This is a genomic window from Micromonospora sp. LHW51205, assembly GCF_003315815.1.
Taxonomy (GTDB): domain Bacteria; phylum Actinomycetota; class Actinomycetes; order Mycobacteriales; family Micromonosporaceae; genus Micromonospora; species Micromonospora chalcea.
The window spans coordinates 108,293-129,192 of record NZ_QMEZ01000003.1; the positions used below are offsets into that span (position 1 = coordinate 108,293).

General features: G+C 73.9%; 24 protein-coding genes. 7 read left to right on the forward strand and 17 right to left on the reverse strand.

Translation table 11 applies throughout. The annotated features are described in order from the left end of the window. Nucleotides 1-9 precede the first annotated feature (9 nt). The 4 genes from DQE82_RS12795 to DQE82_RS12810 all read right to left on the reverse strand — a co-directional run bounded on the left by DQE82_RS12795 (nt 10) and on the right by DQE82_RS12810 (nt 3,545). Nucleotides 10-663: a hypothetical protein gene (locus DQE82_RS12795; RefSeq protein ID WP_113972787.1), complete on the reverse strand. Its 654-nt coding sequence runs from the start codon at nt 661-663 to the stop codon at nt 10-12. Further along, the gene (locus tag DQE82_RS12800; RefSeq protein ID WP_064445829.1) at nt 660-1,664 is read right to left on the reverse strand and encodes a hypothetical protein; all 1,005 of its coding nucleotides are present in this window, start codon (nt 1,662-1,664) and stop codon (nt 660-662) included. Before DQE82_RS12800 ends, DQE82_RS12795 begins: the two co-directional genes overlap by 4 nt. A gap of 55 nt (nt 1,665-1,719) precedes the next feature. Continuing rightward, on the reverse strand, nt 1,720-2,490 hold the full coding sequence (locus DQE82_RS12805) for a class I SAM-dependent methyltransferase (RefSeq protein WP_064445828.1): 771 nt from the start codon (nt 2,488-2,490) through the stop codon (nt 1,720-1,722). A 107-nt stretch (nt 2,491-2,597) separates the two neighbouring features. Beyond that, nucleotides 2,598-3,545, reverse strand: coding sequence for an LpqB family beta-propeller domain-containing protein (locus DQE82_RS12810; protein WP_113972788.1), 948 nt, complete (start codon nt 3,543-3,545; stop codon nt 2,598-2,600). A 139-nt stretch (nt 3,546-3,684) separates the two neighbouring features. On the opposite strand from DQE82_RS12810, the gene DQE82_RS12815 reads away from it, so the two are divergent. The 5 genes from DQE82_RS12815 to DQE82_RS30810 all read left to right on the forward strand — a co-directional run bounded on the left by DQE82_RS12815 (nt 3,685) and on the right by DQE82_RS30810 (nt 5,893). Continuing rightward, nucleotides 3,685-4,278 carry an HD domain-containing protein gene (locus DQE82_RS12815; protein ID WP_064445826.1) on the forward strand — a complete coding sequence of 198 codons (594 nt, stop codon included), beginning with the start codon at nt 3,685-3,687 and terminating at the stop codon, nt 4,276-4,278. An 83-nt stretch (nt 4,279-4,361) separates the two neighbouring features. After that, nucleotides 4,362-5,003: a dihydrofolate reductase family protein gene (locus tag DQE82_RS12820; protein WP_113972789.1), complete on the forward strand. Its 642-nt coding sequence runs from the start codon at nt 4,362-4,364 to the stop codon at nt 5,001-5,003. A 31-nt stretch (nt 5,004-5,034) separates the two neighbouring features. Beyond that, entirely contained in the window at nt 5,035-5,514 is a 480-nt protein-coding gene (locus DQE82_RS12825) for a DUF2975 domain-containing protein (protein ID WP_043323747.1), read from the forward strand. Beyond that, nucleotides 5,514-5,732: a helix-turn-helix transcriptional regulator gene (locus tag DQE82_RS12830; RefSeq protein WP_030499989.1), complete on the forward strand. Its 219-nt coding sequence runs from the start codon at nt 5,514-5,516 to the stop codon at nt 5,730-5,732. Before DQE82_RS12825 ends, DQE82_RS12830 begins: the two co-directional genes overlap by 1 nt. Beyond that, nucleotides 5,729-5,893, forward strand: a complete 165-nt coding sequence (locus DQE82_RS30810) for a hypothetical protein (RefSeq protein ID WP_166455878.1) — start codon at nt 5,729-5,731, stop codon at nt 5,891-5,893. Before DQE82_RS12830 ends, DQE82_RS30810 begins: the two co-directional genes overlap by 4 nt. Before the next feature lie 32 nt (nt 5,894-5,925). On the opposite strand, the gene DQE82_RS12835 is transcribed toward DQE82_RS30810, so the two are convergent. The 3 genes from DQE82_RS12835 to DQE82_RS12845 form a co-directional block, all read right to left on the reverse strand. Beyond that, nucleotides 5,926-7,125, reverse strand: a complete 1,200-nt coding sequence (locus DQE82_RS12835; protein ID WP_064445823.1) for an RtcB family protein — start codon at nt 7,123-7,125, stop codon at nt 5,926-5,928. A gap of 373 nt (nt 7,126-7,498) precedes the next feature. Further along, entirely contained in the window at nt 7,499-8,173 is a 675-nt protein-coding gene (locus tag DQE82_RS12840) for an HAD family hydrolase (RefSeq protein WP_064445822.1), read from the reverse strand. A 76-nt stretch (nt 8,174-8,249) separates the two neighbouring features. Further along, nucleotides 8,250-8,642: a hypothetical protein gene (locus DQE82_RS12845; RefSeq protein ID WP_113972790.1), complete on the reverse strand. Its 393-nt coding sequence runs from the start codon at nt 8,640-8,642 to the stop codon at nt 8,250-8,252. A 147-nt stretch (nt 8,643-8,789) separates the two neighbouring features. Between DQE82_RS12845 and DQE82_RS12850 the strand changes: the two genes are divergently transcribed. After that, nucleotides 8,790-9,563, forward strand: a complete 774-nt coding sequence (locus DQE82_RS12850; RefSeq protein ID WP_113972791.1) for an alpha/beta hydrolase family protein — start codon at nt 8,790-8,792, stop codon at nt 9,561-9,563. A gap of 10 nt (nt 9,564-9,573) precedes the next feature. Here the strand turns inward: DQE82_RS12850 and DQE82_RS12855 are convergent, their stop codons facing one another. Genes DQE82_RS12855 through DQE82_RS12865 form a run of 3 tightly spaced genes read right to left on the reverse strand, consistent with a single transcriptional unit; the run spans nt 9,574 to nt 11,963 of the window. Then, nucleotides 9,574-10,080, reverse strand: a complete 507-nt coding sequence (locus DQE82_RS12855; protein WP_064445820.1) for a DinB family protein — start codon at nt 10,078-10,080, stop codon at nt 9,574-9,576. 44 nt (nt 10,081-10,124) lie between these two features. Next, complete coding sequence (locus tag DQE82_RS12860; protein ID WP_113972792.1) at nt 10,125-10,949, reverse strand: M15 family metallopeptidase; 825 nt, start codon at nt 10,947-10,949, stop codon at nt 10,125-10,127. Nucleotides 10,950-10,997: 48 nt separating this feature from the next. After that, entirely contained in the window at nt 10,998-11,963 is a 966-nt protein-coding gene (locus tag DQE82_RS12865; protein ID WP_043323736.1) for an acetylxylan esterase, read from the reverse strand. A gap of 199 nt (nt 11,964-12,162) precedes the next feature. On the opposite strand from DQE82_RS12865, the gene DQE82_RS12870 reads away from it, so the two are divergent. After that, a complete protein-coding gene (locus tag DQE82_RS12870) occupies nt 12,163-13,188 on the forward strand; it encodes a LacI family DNA-binding transcriptional regulator (RefSeq protein ID WP_113972793.1) in 1,026 nt (341 codons plus the stop codon). 15 nt (nt 13,189-13,203) lie between these two features. Here the strand turns inward: DQE82_RS12870 and DQE82_RS12875 are convergent, their stop codons facing one another. The 7 genes from DQE82_RS12875 to DQE82_RS12905 all read right to left on the reverse strand — a co-directional run bounded on the left by DQE82_RS12875 (nt 13,204) and on the right by DQE82_RS12905 (nt 20,828). After that, nucleotides 13,204-14,490 (reverse strand): D-alanyl-D-alanine carboxypeptidase family protein, encoded by a 1,287-nt coding sequence (locus DQE82_RS12875; RefSeq protein WP_113972794.1) that lies wholly within the window; start codon nt 14,488-14,490, stop codon nt 13,204-13,206. Between the two features lie 100 nt (nt 14,491-14,590). Then, nucleotides 14,591-15,313, reverse strand: coding sequence for a polysaccharide deacetylase family protein (locus tag DQE82_RS12880; protein ID WP_069088599.1), 723 nt, complete (start codon nt 15,311-15,313; stop codon nt 14,591-14,593). Further along, nucleotides 15,310-16,473 (reverse strand): glycosyltransferase, encoded by a 1,164-nt coding sequence (locus DQE82_RS12885; RefSeq protein WP_064445817.1) that lies wholly within the window; start codon nt 16,471-16,473, stop codon nt 15,310-15,312. Before DQE82_RS12885 ends, DQE82_RS12880 begins: the two co-directional genes overlap by 4 nt. A gap of 54 nt (nt 16,474-16,527) precedes the next feature. Continuing rightward, the gene (locus tag DQE82_RS12890) at nt 16,528-17,796 is read right to left on the reverse strand and encodes a D-alanyl-D-alanine carboxypeptidase family protein (RefSeq protein ID WP_064445816.1); all 1,269 of its coding nucleotides are present in this window, start codon (nt 17,794-17,796) and stop codon (nt 16,528-16,530) included. A gap of 98 nt (nt 17,797-17,894) precedes the next feature. Next, nucleotides 17,895-18,311, reverse strand: a complete 417-nt coding sequence (locus DQE82_RS12895; RefSeq protein WP_030499976.1) for a protein-tyrosine phosphatase family protein — start codon at nt 18,309-18,311, stop codon at nt 17,895-17,897. A 98-nt stretch (nt 18,312-18,409) separates the two neighbouring features. Continuing rightward, complete coding sequence (locus tag DQE82_RS12900) at nt 18,410-19,030, reverse strand: hypothetical protein (RefSeq protein WP_043323730.1); 621 nt, start codon at nt 19,028-19,030, stop codon at nt 18,410-18,412. Nucleotides 19,031-19,043: 13 nt separating this feature from the next. Next, nucleotides 19,044-20,828: a DUF4012 domain-containing protein gene (locus DQE82_RS12905; RefSeq protein WP_113972795.1), complete on the reverse strand. Its 1,785-nt coding sequence runs from the start codon at nt 20,826-20,828 to the stop codon at nt 19,044-19,046. Nucleotides 20,829-20,900: the final 72 nt, after the last annotated feature.

Below are 20,900 nucleotides of genomic sequence, written 5' to 3' on the forward strand. Positions count from 1 at the left end.
TCCAGCCAGTCAGCCCCGTGCCACCAGTCGCGCGATCTGCCGCGCCATCCGCGCGGTCTCCACCGCGTCGCATCGGTCCCGGCGTACCCAGTGGCTGCGCCCGTCCACCGCGCCGAGGCTTAGGTCGCACGCGCCGGGAGTGGTCCGGCCGAGCGCCACTGTCACCGCCGGCTCACCGGCGTCGACCTCCGAGGTGTGGAAGCCGCCGGCGCGCAGCGCGTACGAGTCGCCGGCCGAGTGCGTCTCCACGGTGGCGGTCATCGCGGTGACCAGCCGGTCGGTGGCGGCCATCTCGTCCACCTCGCCGAGGCTGCGCACCTCGTAGACCCGCCAGGCCGGGTCGGCCGGCGCGTCGTCGACCTCGATCAGCTCGTTGCGGACGGTGCCGTGCAGCACGTGGCTGAGCAGGTCCCAGCTGTGCGAGTGCATGGTGGAGGTGGTCGGGCGCACCGGCGGCGGGTCGGCGGGCCAGGCGTGCACGCAGACGCCGTCCGGGCCGTCGCGTTCCACCGGCAGGCAGGTGAAGCCGAGCGGGTGCCGGACCGCGCGCAGCGACCGCCGCCCCTCGGCGACGTCGTCGAGCACGTCCAGCGCCCAGCCGCGTAGGAGCTCCGGCCGGGTGCCCCGGTCGATCTCCCGTTCGAGGTCGGCGTAACTGGTCATGAGTAGGGGTTCCTCGCCTGGACGGCCTTGCCGATGATGTCGGCGACCTCGCGGTCGCCGAAGGACCGGGGCAGCGTCAGGCCGAGGGCGGTGAACAACCGCCGTACCTGCTCGACCGACGGCTCGTCGTCGAGCTTGACCTGGGCCGCCGCCTCGATCGGCACGCGCCGGCTCTGCCGGCGGCTGTAGTCCAGCTCGATGTTGAAACGGTTGTAGTAGACCTCGCCGCGGTCGATGCGCAGCGCGGGCGTCTGCGGGTTCTCCTGGGTGACGACGACACAGGAGGAGGAGAGGTCGTAGCGGAACGTGGTCATCTGCGCGGAGAGCCGCACGTCGACAGTGAGCAGGCCGGAGCGTTGCAGGTGCCAGCAGGCGGCCAGCACCGTCGCGTACGACTCCTTGCGGGTGCGGTCGACGGTCCACGGCTCGCCCGGCGCGTCCGGGTCGAGGCTGCGCCGGAACCGCGCGTACCGCTCGCAGACCTCCTCGTCGGTCGGGTCGATGATCTCGATGGCGACGGTGAGCGTGGCGTTGCGCCGCCGGGCGTGTTCCAGGCAGTCCGGCAGCGTGACCGCGCGCAGGAAGGTGCCGGTGCCGCCCTTGAAGCTCCACTGGTCGGTGTGCCGCCGGGCCTCGGCGAGCGCCTGCCCGACCTCGCTGCCGTGCAGCACCCGCACCATGGAGACGCTGTCGATGGCCTCGCGGGCCCGGTTCAGCGCGCCCTCCGGGCCGGTGATCTCCCGCATCTGCGGCACCAGTTCGGTGAGCCGGTCGCGGGTGTCCACGATGACCTGGCGGATCTCCCGCTCGGTGGTGCGCCGGCGCAGCCGGTCCCGCAGCACCGCCTGCGCGAGCAGGCCCAGCACCAGCAGGATCGCGCTGTTGACGACCTCCTGGCTGACCGCGTCGTTGGTCAGGCCGAGCACGGCGACCGTGAGGGCCAGGACGAGACCGATGAACGCGTCGAGGTTGGTCACGACCCAGGCGAGCAGGCGCGTCATGACATCCCCCGGTCGACGACGGAACCTCCATGATAGCCCGCTGTCAATGTCACCATCACACCCTGTTTCCGGCCGGCGGCGGCTGCCGGCGGGCGGCGCAGATCAGCGAGCCGCCGAGCCCGGGCGCGGCGCGGGCCAGCCGCCGCGACGCCACCCACCGCCCGCCGGGCAGCCGCCAGCCGACCTCGTTGGAGCGCAGGGCCACCGGCGTGAACCCGGCCCGGCGCAGCGTGCGGCGCAGCAGCGAGGCGGTGAACGGGCGGATGTGCAGCCACAGATAGGGGTGCAGCGGGTCGACCTGGCGTGGCGCGCGGCCGGCGAGGAACGCCAGCCGGTCCTGCACCGGCGCCAGGTTCGGGGTGGTGAGCACCAGCAGCCCGTCCGGCGCCAGCACCCGGTGGCACTCTCGCAGCAGCGCCAGCGGGTCGTACACGTGCTCGATCAGCTCCCCGGCGAGCAGCCCGGCGAAGCTGCCGGCGCGGAACGGCAGCCCGCGGGTGGCGTCCAGGCAGACCGGCAGCGCCCGGCCGCCGGTCACCGCGCGCGCCGCGCCCAGCGCCGCCTCGGCCATGTCGGCGAGCACGAGCGGGCCGGGCAGCGCCGCCGGGTCGAGCATGCCGCGCGGTCCGCAGCCCAGTTCCAGCACCGGCCCGCCGCCGGTCACCCCCTCGGTCACCAGCCGGGCCGCGACCGCGCGGCGCACCCTGTGGTACGGGTCGTCGACGTACCCGTCGACCTCCGCGCCGTCGTGGTAGCGGCGGTGGTTGGCGTGCCGGCCGTGCGCCTGCGCGCGGTGCGACGACGTCCCGGTCGGCGGCTCGGCCATCACCCCTCCAGAGCGGACGCCGGCCCCGTCGGCGGCGTCCGCTCCAAGCCTCGCACCGGTCACGCCCGGCGGCGCGCATCCGGTCCGTGATGCGCGCGCCCGGTGCGTCAGATCGCCCGCGCCCAGTCCAGCCGGGTGCTGTCGTCGTACTCGTCGCCGGGTATCCACCACTGCTCGCCGAAACCGCTGGTGGACACGATGATGTTGCCGCCGTCGGGGTACTCGTTCTCCGGCGGGATCGACAGCGCGGCGCAGTAGCGGCCGTCCGGGGAGAACACCGGGGACAGGTAGAACCGGGGTTCGTCGGTGAGCTTCTTCAGCCCGGTCCCGTTGATCCGCACCGAGGCGAGGGACTGGTTGAGCGTCTCCAGGTCCGGATACCAGCGGTCGGTGCAGAACACCACGCGCCCGGAGTCGGGCATGAAGACCGGCGAGCCGAACCGCTCGCCGGCCAGCGGTGTGTAGATCGGCCGCGCCCTGCCGGTCGCCAGGTCCAGCACGCGCAGCTGCGGCCCCTCGGAACGGCTGCGCCACCGCAGGGCGATCGAGGAGCCGTCCCGGGACCAGTCCGGGTCGGCCATAACGTGCCCCTCGACCAGCACCCGGGTGGCACCGGTCGCCACGTCGACGGCGATCAGGCGGTCGTTGTCCTGCCCGGTGACCAGCGCGATCTCGGTGCCGTCCGGCGACCAGGTCGGCGCGCCGTAGCGGACGCCGAACGGGTCGGCGAGCAGCGTGCGCTTCTGGCCGGTGGTCCGGTCGTACACCGCGACGAACGGCTCCAGCGTGCCGTCGCCGGAGCGGGCCGTGTTGACCCAGGCCACGTACCGGCCGTCGGGCGAGGTCTTGGCGTGGTCCCCGTTCGGCAGCAGCTCCCGCGGCGTGGTGCGGCCCGGGTCGACCTGGAGCACACCCCAGCCGACGCTGACCAGCCACGGCCCGTTGACCGGCTCGGCGGCGGCCGCGCCGTGGGACGTGGCGGCCAGCCCGGTCGCGGCGGCCAGCCCGGTCAACGCGGCGGTACGCAGCAGGGCACGACGATTCAACGCTGTCATTCGACAACCCCCGTGAGAGACGTGGCCCCCACCCTCCCGAGTGGATCGATCGACGGGAATCGGGCGAGCGGCCGCTTCACGCTCGGCTGCTCGTCCATCACCGCTGGTGAGGCCGCAGCGACCCGGTACGCTCGCCCCGATGACCTCCGACGCCCTGCGCCGCGCCCTCACCGAGCCGGGTGACCCGCCGCTGCTCGCGCTGCCCGGCGTGGCGGTCGAGCTGCTGGCCGCCCTCGCCGCCCCGCCGCGCCTCGGCGCGCACCTGCGGCTGGTGCACGACGTCGCCTGGCACCTGACCGCCGCGTTCGCCGACCGGTTCGCCGCGGTGCCGTTCGACAGGCAGGCGGTGCTGTTCGGCGCCGCGGTGCACGACCTCGGCAAGGTCGAGCATCCGGCCGAGCTGACCGGCCCGGGGTCCGCGCACGAGGAGGCGGGCTACCAGTTGCTGCTGCGCTTCGGCGTACCGGAGGAGCGGGCCCGCTTCGCCGTCACCCACGCCGCCTGGCACTCCCCCGGCGTACAGCTGGAGGACCTGATGGTCAGCCTGGCCGACAAGGTGTGGAAGGGCCGCCGGGTCGCCGACCTGGAGCAACTCGTGGTCGACCGGCTCGCCGGCATCACCGGCCAGGAGCGCTGGCAGACGTTCCTGGACCTCGACGACGTGCTCGCCGAGCTGGCCGCCGGCGCGGACCGCCGGCTGGCGTTCCAGGCCGAACATCCGGTGTACGGCTGACGCCGGACCGAGGACGGCGATGAGTCCGGTGCCGGTGCGCGGTCTTCGGTGAGTCGGTGTTCTCCGAGTCTCCGGGAGGAAGCATGAGCACCAGCGAAGCGCGGGGCCGGGTGCGGGCGTTCGTCACCGTGTCCCTGGACGGCTACGTCACCGGTCCGGACGACCACGCGGGTCAGGGGCTCGGTGCCGGCGGCGAGCGGCTGCACTACTGGGTGATGGGCGGGCCGTGGACGTACGACACGCCACGCGAACCCGGTGCCGGCATGACCGCCGAGGACCGCGCGTACTTCGACGAGCTGCTGGAGGGTGCCGGCGCGGCGCTGTGCGGCCGGGGCATGTACGACGCCGCGGGCGCCTGGGGCGGCCGGAACCCGTTCCAGGCGCCCCTGGTCGTGCTCACCCACCGCACCGCCGACCAGCCCGATCCGGACGCCGGTTTCCTCATGGTCGACGGGTTCGACGCGGCGCTGGCGGCGGCCCGGCGTACGGCCGGGGACAGTGCGGTGATCATCGGCGGGGGCGCCGACGTCATCCGGCAGGCGCTCGCCGCCGGCGTGGTCGACGAGCTGGGCCTGTCCACGGCTCCGGTGGTGCTCGGCGGCGGGAAGCGGCTCTTCGAGGGCTTCGACCGGGACGTCGATCTGGAGATCCGCGCCGTGCACCACTCGCGGTACGCCGTGCACGTCCGCTACGCCGTCGGCCGCCGCGCGAGCGATACCGATTGACTTTCGATAGGTTCCGCGCGATAGTCGATGCATGCTTACGGCGCAACGCGCGGTGACACCACTCCGCGCCTTCCTGGTCCTGCTGTTCGCGATCCTGGTGCTGTTCCAGACCATGTCGCTGCCCGGCCAGTTCGCCCACATGGCCCGGGAAGACCCGGACATGGCGTACCTGCGATGGCCCGCCACCGCGGTCACGGTCTTCTGGGTGCTCTGCGTCCAGGTGGTGATCGTCTGCACCTGGCACCTGCTCACCCTGGTCAAGCGCGACCGCATCTTCACCGAGGCGTCCCTGCGCTGGGTCGACGGGATCGTCTGGGCGGTCGCCGCCGCCTGGGTGGTGCTCGTCGGGGTGTTCCTCTATGTGGGCTTCAACGCCGACGACCCCGGGCTGCCGCTGCTGCTGTTCCTGCTGGTCACCGGCGTCAGCGTGCTGGGGCTGCTGATGGTCGTCCTGCGCGCGCTGCTGCGCCAGGCCACCACGCTGCGCACCGACATGGAAGCGGTGATCTGATGCCGATCGTCGTGCGCATCGACGTGGAGCTGGCCAAGCGCAAGATGAGCGTCGGCGAGTTCGCCGAACGCGTCGGGCTCACCCCGGCCAACGTCGCCGTGCTCAAGAACGGCCGCGCCAAGGCCGTCCGGTTCAGCACCCTGGAGGCCATGTGCCGGGTGCTCGACTGCCAGCCCGGCGACCTGCTCGAATGGGTCCCCGACGAGGAGGAGCGATGAGGCACCTGGCCGCCGCCGTGGCGGTGCTCGCCGTCGTGCTCGGCGTCGCCGGCTTCGTGTACGGCGAGGCCGACGACTCCCCCGGCCTGCAACTCCTGTCCGCGCTGCTCGTCATCGGCGCGGTAGCCATCGGCGTACGCGTCGCCCGGCGTACCCGGTAGGGCCGGCGCCCCCTCGACGCCGGCCCTACCGCTCAGCCCTTCACGCAGACGACCTGCTTGAGGTGGGCGACCACCTCGACCAGGTCCTCCTGCTGGGCCATCACCTCGGTGATGTCCTTGTACGCGCCGGGAATCTCGTCCACCACACCGGCATCCTTACGGCACTCCACACCGGCGGTCTGCGCGGCCAGATCCGCCGTGCTGTACGTGCGCTTCGCCTGCCCCCGCGACATCCGCCGCCCGGCCCCGTGCGACGCCGAGCAGTACGCGTCGACGTTGCCCTTGCCGCGCACGATGTACGACCCGGTGCCCATCGAGCCGGGGATGATGCCCAGGTCCCCCTTACCGGCCCGGATCGCGCCCTTGCGGGTGACCAGCACGTCCACCCCGTCATAGCTCTCCTCCGCCACGTAGTTGTGGTGGCAGGAGATCGGCTCGTCGTAGCGCACGTGCGGGAACGCCTCCCGGACCACCTGGCTCAGCAGCGCGAGCATGACCGCCCGGTTACGCCGGGCGTACTCCTGCGCCCACCACAGGTCCCGCCGGTACGCCTCCATCTCCGGCGTGCCGGCGAGGAACACCGCGAGGTCCCGGTCCGGCAGGTCGGTGTTGTGCGGCAGCCCGCGCGCCACCGACATGTGCCGCTCGGCCAGTTCCTTGCCGATGTTGCGGGAACCGGAGTGCAGCATCAGCCAGACCCGGCCGTCGTCCGGGCCACCCTGCTCCAGGCAGACCTCGATGAAGTGGTTGCCGCCGCCGAGCGTGCCGAGCTGCCGCTGCGCCCGCGTCTCGAGCTGGGCGACCTTCCGGTCCAGCGTGGCGAACCGCCGCCAGAACTCGTCCCAGCCGGCCTGCTCCAGGCCCCGGACCCGCCGCGGATCGACAGCGTCGTCGCGCATCGCGAAGCCGACCGGGATCGCCGCCTCGATTGCCGAACGCAGCGGCGCGAGGTCGTCGGGCAGGTCGGCGGCGGTCAGCGAGGTCCGCACCGCGGACATGCCGCAGCCGATGTCCACGCCGACCGCAGCCGGCGACACGGCCTGCCGCATCGCGATCACCGAGCCGACAGTGGCGCCCTTGCCGAAGTGCACGTCCGGCATCACCGCGACGCCCTGCACCCACGGCAGCGCGCCGATGTTGCGCAGCTGCCGGGCCGCCTGCGCCTCGATCGTGTACGGGTCGGTCCAGACCCGGACCGGCGCCCGGGTACCGGCCAGCGGGGTGAAACCCATCGTCGTCTCCTTGCTCGTGTCCGTCGGAGATAGGTACCCCGGAAACGGAGAACCGCCCTGCTCCGGTGTCGGGGCGGGCGGTTCGCGCGGATCGTCGCGCCGGCGCTAGACGCGCCACCACCCTGGTTGCCACTGCCGTTCCCGGCCCGTGCCCGGTTCGGGCAGCAGGGCACCGGCGCGCGGCGCTTGCCGCTCGGCGCGGGTGCGGTTCTGCTGCGACACGGTGGACTCCCCTGGTGGATCAGATCGACGTTGCCCGCTCACCGTACGGCCGCCACGCACCGGCGGCAACGCGAATTTGCGACAGCACTGAACCTTTCCGCGCACGCGCTGATTACCAGGAGCTTCACGTGAGTGACCAGCGAAAGACCCGTCAGGACGGAACCTGGGCAAGCCTGAGCACGTATTCGAATCCGCGTTTCTGCGCGGGCGAATCCACCATTGGCAGGATCAGCGCCGGTATGCCGGCGGCAACCGATCCGCCGTCGCCGGCGGGATGATCACCGACCATCAGGGTCTGGCCCGGTGCGGCATGGAGGGCTTCGAGGGCGGCGACCCAGATCAGAGGGTCCGGTTTGACGAAGCCGACCTCGTAGGACAGTACGAACGCATCGACATAGCCGTCGAGTCCATGCCGCGCAAAGCATGTGCGGATGTCCCAGCCGACGTTGCTGACGACGCCGATGCGAACACCGCTGTCACGCAATGCGGACAGGGTGGCGACGGTGTCGGCGTACGGCTCGACTGCTTCGGCGTGTGTTTCGTGCATGGCCGATGCCAGCGCCTGGTCCACCCCAGGAATCTGTTCCAGCACAGCGAGGATCGCCCGATCCCAGACTCGCGGGTCCAGATCTCGGGCGATGTGGGCCGGATCCGTGGCCGTCTCCCGCAACAGTTCCGCGAAGTCGCCGGCAATACGGTGCGCCTCGCCGACAGCCAATGTCCGGTCGATCGATGCCGCCGCGTTGCCCACCCAGCGCTCCGAGTCTCTGGCGAACAGAGTCCAGGCGAAGTCGAACAGTACTGTCGTCACGCGCCTGGCGGTCATCGCATCACCCTAGATCGACACGGCGCGTCCGGGAGCGGCGGTCGACCTGGATCGGGCCGGGCCAGGGTGCCCGGCCTCAGCCGGCCTGCCCGACCGGGTGGCGCCGCATCTCCTCCATGAACGGGTAGCGCGCGGTCAGCTCGGCGAGCGTGATCCCCGCCCGCCAGGCGGCCGCCACCTGCGCGACCTGGAGCAGGTCGGTGGCGTCGCCGCGGGCCTGGACGTCGCCGTCCACCCTCAGGTCGATCATGAAGTAGCGGGCCTGGGAGCCGAGGCTGACGCAGACCACGCCCCGGGGGGAGGTCATCTCGGCGCAGGTGAAGCGGCTGCGCCCCTGCTCGGGCGCGGAGACCGCGCCGACGTCGAGCTGGTGCGCGGCGGCGGTCGCCACGAGCGCGGGGGCGAGACCACCCGGCTCGACCAGGTCCGGGTAGAGGCGCACACCCAGTGCGGCCGACACGTCACTCATGCCTGACTCCCACTTCCTTGTGACAGAGACCAGCAGCGCGCAGGTTACGGGTGTGTTACCGGCACGCACGGCCATCCTGTCCCGTACGACCGTCCGGGGGCAATAGGAACGCCCTCATCGAACCCCTGCGAGGTACGCTCCCGCCTCATGGCGCACATCCGGTGTGACTTCTTCTCCGAGGCGCTCGGCGTGGGCACCTCGATGACGGTGCTGCTGCCCGACCCGGGCGCCGCCGGGATCGGCATGGCGGCGCCCGGCGCCGACGGTGACCCGCCGGTGCTCTACCTGCTGCACGGGCTGACCGACGACGACACGGTGTGGACGCGCCGCACGTCCATCGAGCGGTACGTGGCGCCGCTGGGGCTGGCCGTGGTGATGCCGCAGGTGCAGCGCAGCTTCTACTGCGACGAGGCACACGGCAACCGCTACTGGACGTTCCTCAGCGAGGAGTTGCCCGAGGTGTGCCGGACGTTCTTCCGGCTGTCCGACCGCCGGGAGGACACGTTCGTCGCGGGCCTGTCGATGGGCGGCTACGGCGCGCTCAAGTGGGCGTTGCGCCGGCCGGAGCGGTTCGCGGCGGCGGCCAGCCTGTCCGGCGCGCTGGACGTGACCCGCCGCCGCCACCATCCGACCCACCCGGTCGACCCGGCGGTGTGGCACACGGTCTGGGGCGACGACCCGGTGCCGGCGGACGACGACACGGTGGGGCTGCTGGAGCGCTCCGGCGACGACCGGCCGGCGCTCTACGTCGCGTGCGGCACCGAGGACTTCCTGTACGAGGACAACGTGCGGTTCCTCGACGCGGCCCGCGAGCGCGACGTGCCGGTCACTGTCGACTTCGGTCCGGGGGACCACGACTGGGCGTACTGGGACGCACGCATCTCCGACGTGCTGGCCTGGCTGCCGCTGCGCACGCGCTGAGCGGCCGGACTCAGACGCCGACCGTGCCGTCGATCGCCTCGCGGATCAGGTCGGCGTGCCCGTTGTGGCGGGCGTACTCGTGCAGCATGTGCAGCATGACCAGGCGCAGCGACACGTCCTCGCCCCAGCGGGCCTGGTGACCTGTCACGTCGAGGGACTCGGCCTCCCGCTCGATGCGCCGGGCGTGCTCGATCTCGCGCTGCCACGCCTCGAACGCCTCCGCCACGTCGGCGTCGCGGGCGTCGTACGCCTGCTGGAAGTCACCGGTGTCCGACCACACCAGCGGCACGTCCTCGGCGGCGATGACCCGGCGGAACCAGGTGCGCTCCACCTCCGCCATGTGCCGGACCAGCCCGAGCAGGGACAGCGTGGACGGCGGCGACGCCTGCCGGCGCAACTGCTCGTCGGTCAGCCCCTCGCACTTGAGGGCGAGCGTGGCCCGGTGGAAGTCGAGGAAGGCGCGCAGCGACTCCCGCTCCCCGCCGAGCAGCGGCGGGCCGATCCGTTCGGTCTCCATGAACGCCCACCCTAGCCGCAATCGATCATGGTGGAACGGCCGCGTCACCGCAGCGACGAACCGGCCACCGGGAAGTCGAACCAGGTGTCCGGGTACGGCTCGTCGACGTAGCGGTAGTGCCACCACTCCAGCGGATAGTTCTCGAAGCCCTGCGCGGACATCAGCCGGCGCAGCAGGTCCCTGTTGTTGCGGGCGGTGTCGCTGATCCGCGCGTCGGCGGTGTGGGCACGCGGGTCGAAGCAGTCGAAGCCGGTGCCCATGTCGATCGAGTCGTCGGCGAAGCGGCGGCCGGCCGGGTCGGTGCAGGGCACCAGCGGCTGGCCGGGCGTGTACCCGGCCTGCGGGGGCCCGGAGACCGGGACCAGGGTCAGGTCGACGGTGCTGCCCCGGCTGTGCGCGGTGGGCGCGCCGATGTACCCGTCGGCGAAGAGCCGGTCCTTCGGCACGGCGGGGTAGAACTCGCCCTTCATCAGCTGTTCGCCGGGGAGTTTCGCCCAGGAGACGAAGTCGTCGGCCGCGCGCTGCGGGCGGTAGCAGTCGTACACCTTGAGGCTGTGCCCGCCGGCGAGCGCGGCGGTCTGCACCCGGTGCAGCGCCTGCGCCGCCGGGCGGGTGAGCAGGCAGCGTGGTTCGGCGTACCCGTCGATCGGGCGGCCGACGAAGTTGTGCGGGCCCGCGTACCGGATGTCGGTGCGGACGGTGGGGTCGACGGTGCTGAGGTCCACGAAGTCCGCCGGGGCCCGCGGGCCGGTCGGGGTGGCTGACGGCGGCGCGGACGGCGGCGGCGACGGCGCGGGCCGCTGGCAGGCGGCGGCCAGCAGCGTGGCCGCGACGGCGAGGACCGCCGTCGCGCGTCTACCGGTGCCCACCCGCCGTGTCTACCAGCCCGGGCGGGCCGGCATCGGCGGAACCGGTGGTCAGGCGCCCAGGACGGTACGCAGGAAGTCCACAGCGGCGGCGTCGTCGTCGATGCCGCCCGCCTCGTGGCCGTTGAACCGCCACACCGTCAGGTCCTTGTCGCCCCGGTAGTCGTGGTAGGCGGCGTAGACCGTGGACGGCGGGACGATCTCGTCCATCAGCGCGACGGAGAACCGGGCCGGCGCGGTGGCGCGGCGGGCGAACGCGACGCCGTCGACGTAGCCGAGCGTGCGCAGCGTCTGCTCCTCGCGGTCGCGGTGCACGGCGAGGTAGTCCCGGATCTCCCGGAACGGCGCCGAGTCGGTGATCGTGATCGCGCGCGGGATGTCGCAGAGGAACGGCACGTACGCCACCGCCGCGCGTACCGACGGCGCCAGCGCGGCGGCCGCGAGCGCTGCGGCCCCGCCCTGGCTGTGACCGAGAACGGCGATCCGGTCCGGGTCGACTGCCGGCAGCTCACGCGCGGCGTCCACGGCGCGGACCGCGTCGGTGAGGAAACGACGGTAGTAGTACTTGTTCGGGTCCTCGATGCCCCGGGTGGCCATGCCCGGGGCCTGCGGCCCGGCGGCGGCCACGTCCGGGGTGTCGCCCCGGCTCCACCCCGAGCCCTGGCCACGGGTGTCCATCTGGAGGTGGGCGAAGCCGGCCGCGGACCAGAGCAGGTTCTCCAGCGCGTGGCCGCGCCCGCCGCCGTACCCGACGTACTGCACGATCGTGGGCAGCGGGCCGGACGCGCCGCGCGGCGCCCGCAGCCACGCGCGGATCGGCTGTCCGGCGAAGCCGGGGAAGGTCACGTCGAAGACGTCGACACCGGTCAGCGGCGTCGGCAGCGGGGTCGCCGTCACGGGGTCGCCGCACGAGCGCGCCTGTGCGAGAGTGTCAGCCCAGAAGGCGTCGAAGTCGGCAGGCTCGTGCAGGTCGCTGCGGTAGGTACGGAGTTCGGCCTCGGTCAGGTCGGTGAGCACGCCTCGGTCTTCCTCGTCGTTCGTCGGGGGTGGACGGCGAGCCGCCGGAAGATGACTGGCGCATTTCCGGAACGTTTCCGCAACTCGTGCGAACGCTAGGGCCGGTCCGGCCTGTCGTCAAGCCCTCTGCGTACGGCAAGATGTGCGTGGGGCGGGACGGTCTACCGGTCGGTTCCGGCAGCCGGCGAAGGGAACACGGGTGAGCGCGGACGACGAACGCAGGGTGACCATCACCGCGATCGCACGGGAGGCCGGCGTCTCGGTCCCGACCGTGTCGCGCGTGCTCAACGGGCGGTCCGACGTCGCGCCGGACACGCGGGAACGGGTCGAGGAGCTGCTGCGCCACCACGGCTACCGGCGCCGGGGCAGCCGTACGGTGCGCCGGGCGGACCTGGTCGACCTGGTCTTCAACGACCTGGACAGCCCTTGGGCCGTGGAGATCATCCGCGGCGTGGAGGACGTCAGTCACGCCGCCGGGGTGGGCACCGTCGTCTCGGCGATCCACCGCGAGTCCAGCTCCACCCGGCAGTGGCTGCACAACCTGCGCGCCCGCGCGTCCGACGGCGTGATCGTGGTGACCTCGCACCTGAGCCCGGCCGTGCAGGCCCAGTTGCGCCGCCTCAACGTGCCGGTGGTGGTGGTCGACCCGGCCGCCGGCGTGGCCGCCACCGACGTGCCGGCGATCGGCGCCACCAACTGGACCGGCGGCCTGGCCGCCACCGAGCACCTGCTCAAGCTCGGCCACCGGCGGATCGGTTTCGTGGCCGGCCCGCCGCACCTGCTGTGCAGCCGGGCCCGGCTGGACGGCTACCGGGCCGCGCTGGCCGCTGCCGGTGTGGCCGCCGACGACCGGCTGGTGCAGCCCGGCGACTTCTACCACGCCTCCGGGTTCACCGCCGGTGGCGCGCTGCTCGACCTCGACGAGCCGCCGACGGCCATCTTCGCGGCGAGCGACCAGATGGCGTTCGGGGTGTACGAGGCGGTGCGCCGGCGCGGACTGCGGGTCTGCGACGACGTGAGCGTGGTGGGCTTCGACGACCTGCCCGAGGCACGGTGGGCCTCACCGCCGCTGACCACCGTCCGCCAGCCCCTCGTCGAGATGGGGCGGCTCGCCGCGCGTACCGTGCTGCGGCTGGCCCAGGGTGAGGAGATCGACTCGCCCCGGGTCGAACTGGCCACCGAACTGGTGGTGCGCGACAGCACCGCGGCGCCCGCCTGCCACTGACCCGGACCGCCGCTTTCAGTCCTGTTCCGGAATTTCCGGCTCGCGCAGAACCGACCCGGTCGACATGGTGGCGGCGGCCGCCGCGGCGTGCCGGCGCCGCCGTGCCAGCAGCACCGCTCCCCCGGCCGTCAGCACCGCGCCCACCGCCACCGTCACACCGGCGCTGGGCGCGGCGCCGGGGCCCGGCGCGCCGCCACGCAGGTCGGCGTGCCCGGCCAGGGCCGACGCCCCGCCGCCCGCCGGTGGCGCGGTCCGGTCCAGCTCACCCGGCTCGACCAGCCGCCCGACCGAGGCGTCCTGAGGCTGCGCGAATCCCCAGTCCAGCAGCGCGGCGCCCTGCTGCCAGCCCCGCTGGCTGGTCACCTCGGCGCCGAGCAGCGTGACCACGAGCCGCCGCCCGCCGCGCTCGGCGGCGCCGACGTAGGTGTGCCGGGCCAGGTCGGTGAAGCCGGTCTTGCCGCCGATCGCGCCCGGGTACTGGTCCAGCAGCATGTTGTCGTTGGAGATCGCGAACGCCTTCTTGCGCAGCGCCGGCTGGGCCGGGATCTGCGCCGTACGGGTGGCGGCGTACCGGCGGAAGGCCGGGTTCGCGAAGCACGCCCGCGCGATGAGCGCCAGGTCGTACGCGCTGGTGAACTGGCCCGGACCGTCCAGCCCGGACGGGGTGACCGCGTGGGTCTGCCGCGCGCCGAGCCGGTGCGCCTCCTCGTTCATCGCCCGCACCCCGCCGGCCAGCCCGTCCGGGCCGCCGCCGAGGCGCGCCAGCGCGTTCGCCGCCTCGTTGCCGGAACGCAGCAGCAGTCCCAGCCAGATCGTCTCGATCCGGTACCGCCCGCCCTCGACCAGCCCGACCGCCGAGCTGCCCGGTTCCACGGCCAGATCCCCGGCGGTCACGGTGACCTCCCGGTTCGGGTCCAGCCGGGGCAGCATCGTGGCCGCCAGCAGCAGCTTCTGCACGCTCGCGGGCACCGCGTACTCGTGCGGCCCGCAGCCGCCGAGCACCGCGCCGCTGTCCAGGTCGGCGACCACCCAGGAGGTGGCGGTGACCGGCGGCGGCGCGGTCGACGCGGGCGGGACGACCAGCCCGGCGGTGTCCAGCGTCGCGCCGCCGACGGCCCGCGCGGCCGGATCGGGCGCGGGCGGCGGCTGCGGCGGCCGGGTCGACGGGGGCGGCACGTTCGGGCAGGGCGGCGCGGCCGGCATCCGGCGTACGGGCGCGCGGACGCCCGCCACCGCGGGCGTCGCCGACACCGGCACCAGCAGGGCGGCGGCCAGCGCCACGAAGGATCCCCAGGTCCTCATGACCCGGACGCTAGCCACGCCGACCCGAACGGGTCACCGGCTCCGGGATTCGGGCCCCGGCGCCGGGGCCACGCGGTAGGCTCCCCCGCCCGTGCCCGGATCAGCGCGCGGGCAGCCCGTGACCGCTGAGCGGGCCGACGTGCCATCCGCGGCGACGGCACTCGGCCAGCACGCGCGGAAGCGCGGCGACACCGGCCCGCCAGGCGCCCGGCGCGGCGGTACGGGAGGAGTCGTGCAGCAGGATCGTGCCGCCTCCCTCCAGCCCGGACAGGACGGTTCGCGCGACCGTGTCGGCGGTGGCCGTGGCGGTCCAGTCCCGCCCCCAGCAGCTCCACAGCACCGGCCGCAGACGCAGCCGCCGGGCGGCCGTGAGCGCCGCGGCGGTGAGCACGCCGTACGGCGGTCGCAGGAACCGGGGCGCACGGCCGGTCACGTCCGTGACCAGGTCGTACGCGCGGGTCAGGTCCCGGACGGTGCGGGCCGGGCCGCGCAGCAGCAGGTTGTCGTGCGTCCAGCCGTGCACGGCCACCTCGTGGCCGTCGTCGACCAGCCGGCGGCCCAGCGCCGGGTTGCGCCGCAGCATCGCGCCGAGCACGAAGAACGTGGCACGGACCCGGTGCGCCGCCAGCACGTCCAGGACGTGGCCGGTGGACTCCGGGTCCGGGCCGTCGTCGAAGGTCAGCGCGACCCGGTCGGGCGCCCCGATTCCGTGCAGGCCGGGCAGCCACCGCCGCCGCACGGCGGGCAGCGCCGTGACCGACGGCGCCACCTGCAACACCGGCAGCGCGAGCGCGGCGGCCCGGGCCAGGGTCGCCGCTCTCATCGCAGACCGCCGGTGGACTGCAGCATCGCGGCGAGTACGGCGACCGCGTCGCCGACCGGGTCCAGCAACGGGCGGCGCGTGCCGGCCGAACCCGCGGGCGGCGCCCGGCGAGCCGCCTCGGCGACCAGACCGGCCGGGTCCTGGGACACGTCGTCGTGGGACGGGACCACCGGTGAAGTCCCGATCACCGCCGCGAGCACCGGCCCGAGCTGCTGCGGTGTGCCCGCCCACCGGCTCAGGCCGGCGCGGGCCAGGATCGCGGCGTTCGCACGCCCGTGACCGGCGATGGGCCGGTACGTGACCACCGGCAGCCCGGCCGCCAGCGCCTCCTGGCAGGTCAGCCCACCGGCGTTCTCCACCATCACGTCGACGGCGCGCATCAGTGCCGGCATGTCGTCGACCCAGCCCAGCACGTACCGGCCGGCGCCGTGCAGCCGGCGGCGCAGCGCCGCGTTGTGCCCGCACACCACCACCGGGCGGACACCCGCCGCGGCGACCTCGGCCACCGTCGCCGGCACCTCGCCGGCGCCCCAGGAGCCCGCGACGACAAGCGCGAGCACACCGTCGGCCGGGAGGCCGAACCGCTGCCGGGCCCGCTGCCGGTCCTCCGGGCCGGGACGGGCGAAGGCGCGGGACACCAGCGGCTGCACCACCGTGACGTCGGCGGCGTCGGCCTGGCGCGTCTCGGCGTGGCGGACCGCGCAGTACACGTCCACGCCCGGCGCGAGCCAGGTCGGGTGCACCACGAAATCGGTCACGTAGGTGATCACCGGGACACGGAGCCGCCCGTGCCGCCGCAACGGGCCGAGGAGCTGGTTGGCGAACGGATAGGTGGTGACCACGGCCCGGGTGTCGGACGGGATGCGGCGGCGCAGGCGACGGCGCAACGGCCTCAGCAGCGCGCGGATCGCGCGTACGGCCGTCGGTGAGCTGCCGGTCAGCCGGAACAGCGCGTGGTAGCCCCACGGGAGCCGGTGCAGCACCCCCCGGTACGTCTCGCGCACCGCCCGGTGCAGCGGGCGGGGCAGCAGGTGCAGAAGGTTCAGCCGGTCCACCGCGAAGCCCCGCGCACGCAGCCGTTGCGCCAGCTCGTCAGCGGCCCGGTCGTGTCCGGCGCCGATGTCCGCCGAGACCACCACGATCCGGCCCGGGTGCTCCATGCCGGGCGCATACCCACGGAATCGGTGTCCACGCGACCCGCCGGGACGCCGGGTTCAGGCGCGGCGGCGTCCGCGGCGGCGGGACCGGCCCCGGCGGGCGGCGAGCACCGCCGCCACCCCGCCGACGGTGAGGGCGAGCAGACCGGCGAGCGGCACGATCATCCGCCAGTCCCCCTCGCCGACGCGGCGCAGCGCGGTGCCGGCCGGCCCCCGCCACGGCGGCGAGACGGTACGGGCCGGCGCGGCGGCGGGAGCGTTACGGGGTTCCGCCGCCTCGGCGTCCCCCTCACCCGGCTCCACCAGCCGGCCGACCGAGGCGTCCCGGGGCAGCCCGAAGCCCCAGTCGAGCAGCTGGGCGCCCTGCTGCCAGCCGCGTACCGGCCGGGCCTCGGCACCGAGCAGCGTCACCACGAGACGGCGTCCGCCGCGTTGCGCGGCGCCGACGTAACTGTGCCGGGCCAGCTCGGTGAAACCGGTCTTGCCGCCGAGCGCGCCCGGATAGCGGTAGATCAGCTGGTTCTCGTTCTGGATCTGGAACCCGCCCTTCTTCAGGGCGGGCTGGGCCGGGATCTGTGTGCGTTCGGTGAGCGCGTACCGGCGGAACGCGGCGTCGGCGAAGCAGGCCCGCGCGATCAGCGCCAGGTCGTACGCGGTGGTGAACTGCCCGGGGCCGTCCAGTCCGGACGGGGTGACCGCGTGGGTCTGCCCGGCGCCGAGCCGGCGGGCCTGCGCGTTCATCTCGGCGACGCCGGCCTGCGTGCTGCCGGCGCCGAGACGGGCCAGCATGTTCGCCGCGTCGTTGCCGGACTGCAGGAGCAGGCCCAGCCAGAGCGTCTCCACGCTGTAGCGGCCACCGACGAGCAGCCCGACGGCCGAGCTGCCCGGTTCGATGTCGAGGTCGGCGCGGGTCGCGACGGCCACCTGCTTCGGGTCGAGCCGGCTCAGCATGGTGGCGGCCAGCAGCAGTTTCTGGGTGCTGGCCGGCGTGCCGGGGACGTGCGCCCCGCACGCGCCCAGAACGGCGCCGGTGTCCAGGTCCGCCACGAGCCAGGTGCTGGCGGTGACCGCCGGGGGCGCGGGGCTGCCCGGCGGCGCGACCAGTCCGGCGCCGGCCAGCGCCTCCCCGCCCACCGCCGCCTGTTCGGGTGTCGTGGCCGGCGGCGTCGGGCGGGGCGGCCGGCTCACCTTCGGCGCGGGCTGCCGGGGGCAGGGCACGGTGGCGCCGGGCGCGGGGGCCGTCCCGGGGGCGGCCGGCGCCGGTGCGGGTGTCCCGGCGGCGAGCAGGGTGACGGCGGTGACGGCGGCCAGGACCCGGGCTCTCATGAGAAGGCACCATACCGAGCCCGTTGATCAGGGCCGGGTGGCTCACCGGGGCCGTGACGCGGCGCCGATCGCCCGGCCCCGCTCGGTGACCGGGCGAGTCAGCGGACGCCGCGCAACCACCATCGTTGCCAGGGCGTCTCCACCGCCCGCCGATGGTAGCGGGAGCGGACCCAGGCCACCGCCCGGGCGGGCGGCAGCCCGTCCAGTACGGCGAAGGCGGCGAGCGCGGTTCCGGTACGCCCCACACCGCCGTGGCAGGCCACCTCGACCCGCTCGCCCGCGTACGCGCGCCGCCACGCCTCCCGGAGCGCGTCGAGCGCGTCGGCGCGGTCGGCCGGGATCCAGAAGTCGGGCCAGCGGATGCGCCGGGCGGGCCACTCCGGTTCGGGGCCGGGCGCCAGCAGCAGCGCGAAGTCGGCGGGCGAGGCGGGCTCGGCGACTCGCCGCCCGCGGACGGTGGCGCCCCCGGGCAGCGTGAGCAGGCCGGCCTGATCGGTCCACGGTGTCGCGTCCATGGCCCATTGTGTCGTGTGGCACGGACACGTGAGTGCCCGCCGGACTCCGTCCGGCGGGCACTCACGATCGAGCCGGGTCTTTCCCGGCGCGCCCCGGATCAGCCGAGGCGACGGCGACGCCAGGCCATGGAGGCCAGCAGCAGCACCGCGCCGGCGGCGGCGAGGCCCCCACCGAGCTTCAGCGGCGTGCCGATGCTGTCACCGGTGACCGGCAGCCCGCCGTGGTGCGGGGACTTGGTCGGCCGCGGCGGCAGGACGGTGCCGGTGGCGCTGGCGATCCGACCGGACGTCAGACCGGTGGCGGTGAACGTGTACCGCCCGGGCCGGGTCGGCCGGTAGGTCACGGTGAAGTTGCCGCTGGCGTCGGTCGTCACGGTGAACGTGGTCGGCGCGGGCTGCGGCTGGGCACGGTTGGGCGTGTAGGCGACCGGCGCCATCGCCACCGTGCTGCCGTCGCTGCGTCGCGCGGAACCGTCGGCCGGGGCGGCCGCGGGCAGGCCCGAGATCGCCACGTCGATTCGGACCGTCTCGTTCGGCCCGAAGTTCGATCCCCGCAGGGTGAACGTCTCGCCGAGCCGGATGGTCGTCGGTGAGACGGTCAGCGACGCGACCTCGGGCGGGTAGACCGGGGGTTGCGGCTGCGCCGCCCCGGCCGCGGTCGGCACGGCCGCTACGGCCAGGCCCACCGTGAGCGCCATGATGATGCGGGATAGCCGCATGATGGTTTCCCTCCTACTGTTCACAGCTTGGTGCGTTGACTACTTGGGTGGTCCATGGGGTGACGGTGGGCGTGTGCACCAGCTCGGCCGTCCCGGCGCCGGTCTGGCCGGTGAGCACCGTGACGTCGAGCGTCCGGGTCTGCCCCGGGCGGGTCTCCACGTTGGCCACCGCCACCTGGCGGCGGCCGTCGGTGCCGCTGCCCATCGCGGTGTCCCTCCCGTCGAGCCGCCCGGTGAGGACGGCGCCCCCGGTGGGCGTGTGGACGGAGACGAAGGTGCGTGCGGTGTACTTGTCGCCGGACAGGGCCAGCCCGGTCACCGACTTGGTCAGGCCCGACTTCGGGGCGGTGGAGTTCACCGTCACCTTCAGCCGCAGCTCGCGGCGCCCGTCCGGATGGCATTCGCCGACCGTCACGGTGGCCGAGAACCTGAGGTAGTAACCGAGCTTCGCGCCGCTGCCGTCGTTGAGGAACACGCCGACAGTCGGCACGGTGTCCTTCTCCGGGAGCTGACCCGCCAGCCGGGTGTCGGCCAGCGCGCGCTGCTCATCGGATCGGACACTCCAGAACAATATCCGACGTTCGCTAATGGAACGACTAAAAACGGTCAAAAGCGACCGAGGGTCGACCGTCTTGGTGAACAACGTGTCGAACACGCCGGACGCGGCCCGGGCGAAGAACACGTCCTGGTCCTTGGTGTCCAGGTCCCGGTACGAGTCACTGAGCAGCGTCCGCACGGCGGTGGCGGCGGCCAGCGAAGGCCCGTCCGGCACGGTCACCGGGCCGACCACGCCGAGCAGGTACGACAGGACCACGGGGTCCACCGCCAGCACGCCGTCCACGGTGGTGCCGGTACGGCGGCGCACCATGTCCCGGTAGAGCGCGGCGGCGGCCGGGAAGTCCGGGCTGAGGTTCACATCCGCCGGATAGATGCCCGGCAGGTCGCCCCAGAGCCGCTTCGCCTCCGCGCCGATCTTGAGCGGTGGGTCGAAGGACCGCAGGTCCGACGAGCTGCCCTGCTTGACCAACCGGACCCGGCCGCCCTCGGCCCGCAGCACCGCGTACGCGCCGAACATGCCGCCGGTGGCGCGCAGCTCGGCCGGATTCTGCGAGACGAGCAGATAACTGCGTGGCCCGTCCGCACCGAGCAGCGGCGGCAGCAGCCGCGCGCCCCGATCCGCCGCCGAGGTCAGCTCGCCCAGTTTGTCCAGCTCCGCGCGCAGCGCGGTGACCGCGTCGCGCACCTGCGCCACGAGGCTGTCCACCGGCACCTGCCGCAACCGCTCGGCGGTGGCCCGGACCGCCTGGTCGGCCGCCGCGACCTCGGCCGAGACCCCGCGCAGGCGGGCCAGGTCCAGCCGGCCCTGCTTCGGCACCAGCGAGGCGAGGTCGACCCGCAGCAGCGTGGGGAACGCGAGCCGGGCCAGGTCGTCCACCGCCACCGAGATCTGCCGCACCGCGGCCAGGTTGTCCCCCGCGTAGGGGGCCTGCTGGCCGGCCCACCAGACCGGATCCCCGGTAGCGCCGCGCGCGGCGGCCGCCTGCTCCTGCAACGCGGCGAGCGTGCGCTGCGCCCGGGCCACGTCGCCGTCGAGCACCTGGGCGCTGAGCTCCTTGGCCAGCCCGGCGGCGTTGACCAGGTGGGCGCGGGCCTGCCAGCCCCGGAACGCCACCCAGCCACCGGCGCTGAGCAGCACCGAGACGACGACCAGCCCGGTCAGCAGGATCCGGCGGACCCGGGCGCGCCGGCGCCGCCGCGAGCGCCGTCGGCGGCCGGGCGAAGGACCGGGTCCGGACACAAAATCCTCCTACGAGACGAATAGGACACTTTTCGCAATCGAGTTGCTTTCTAGCATGGAAAAGGAAGCTTT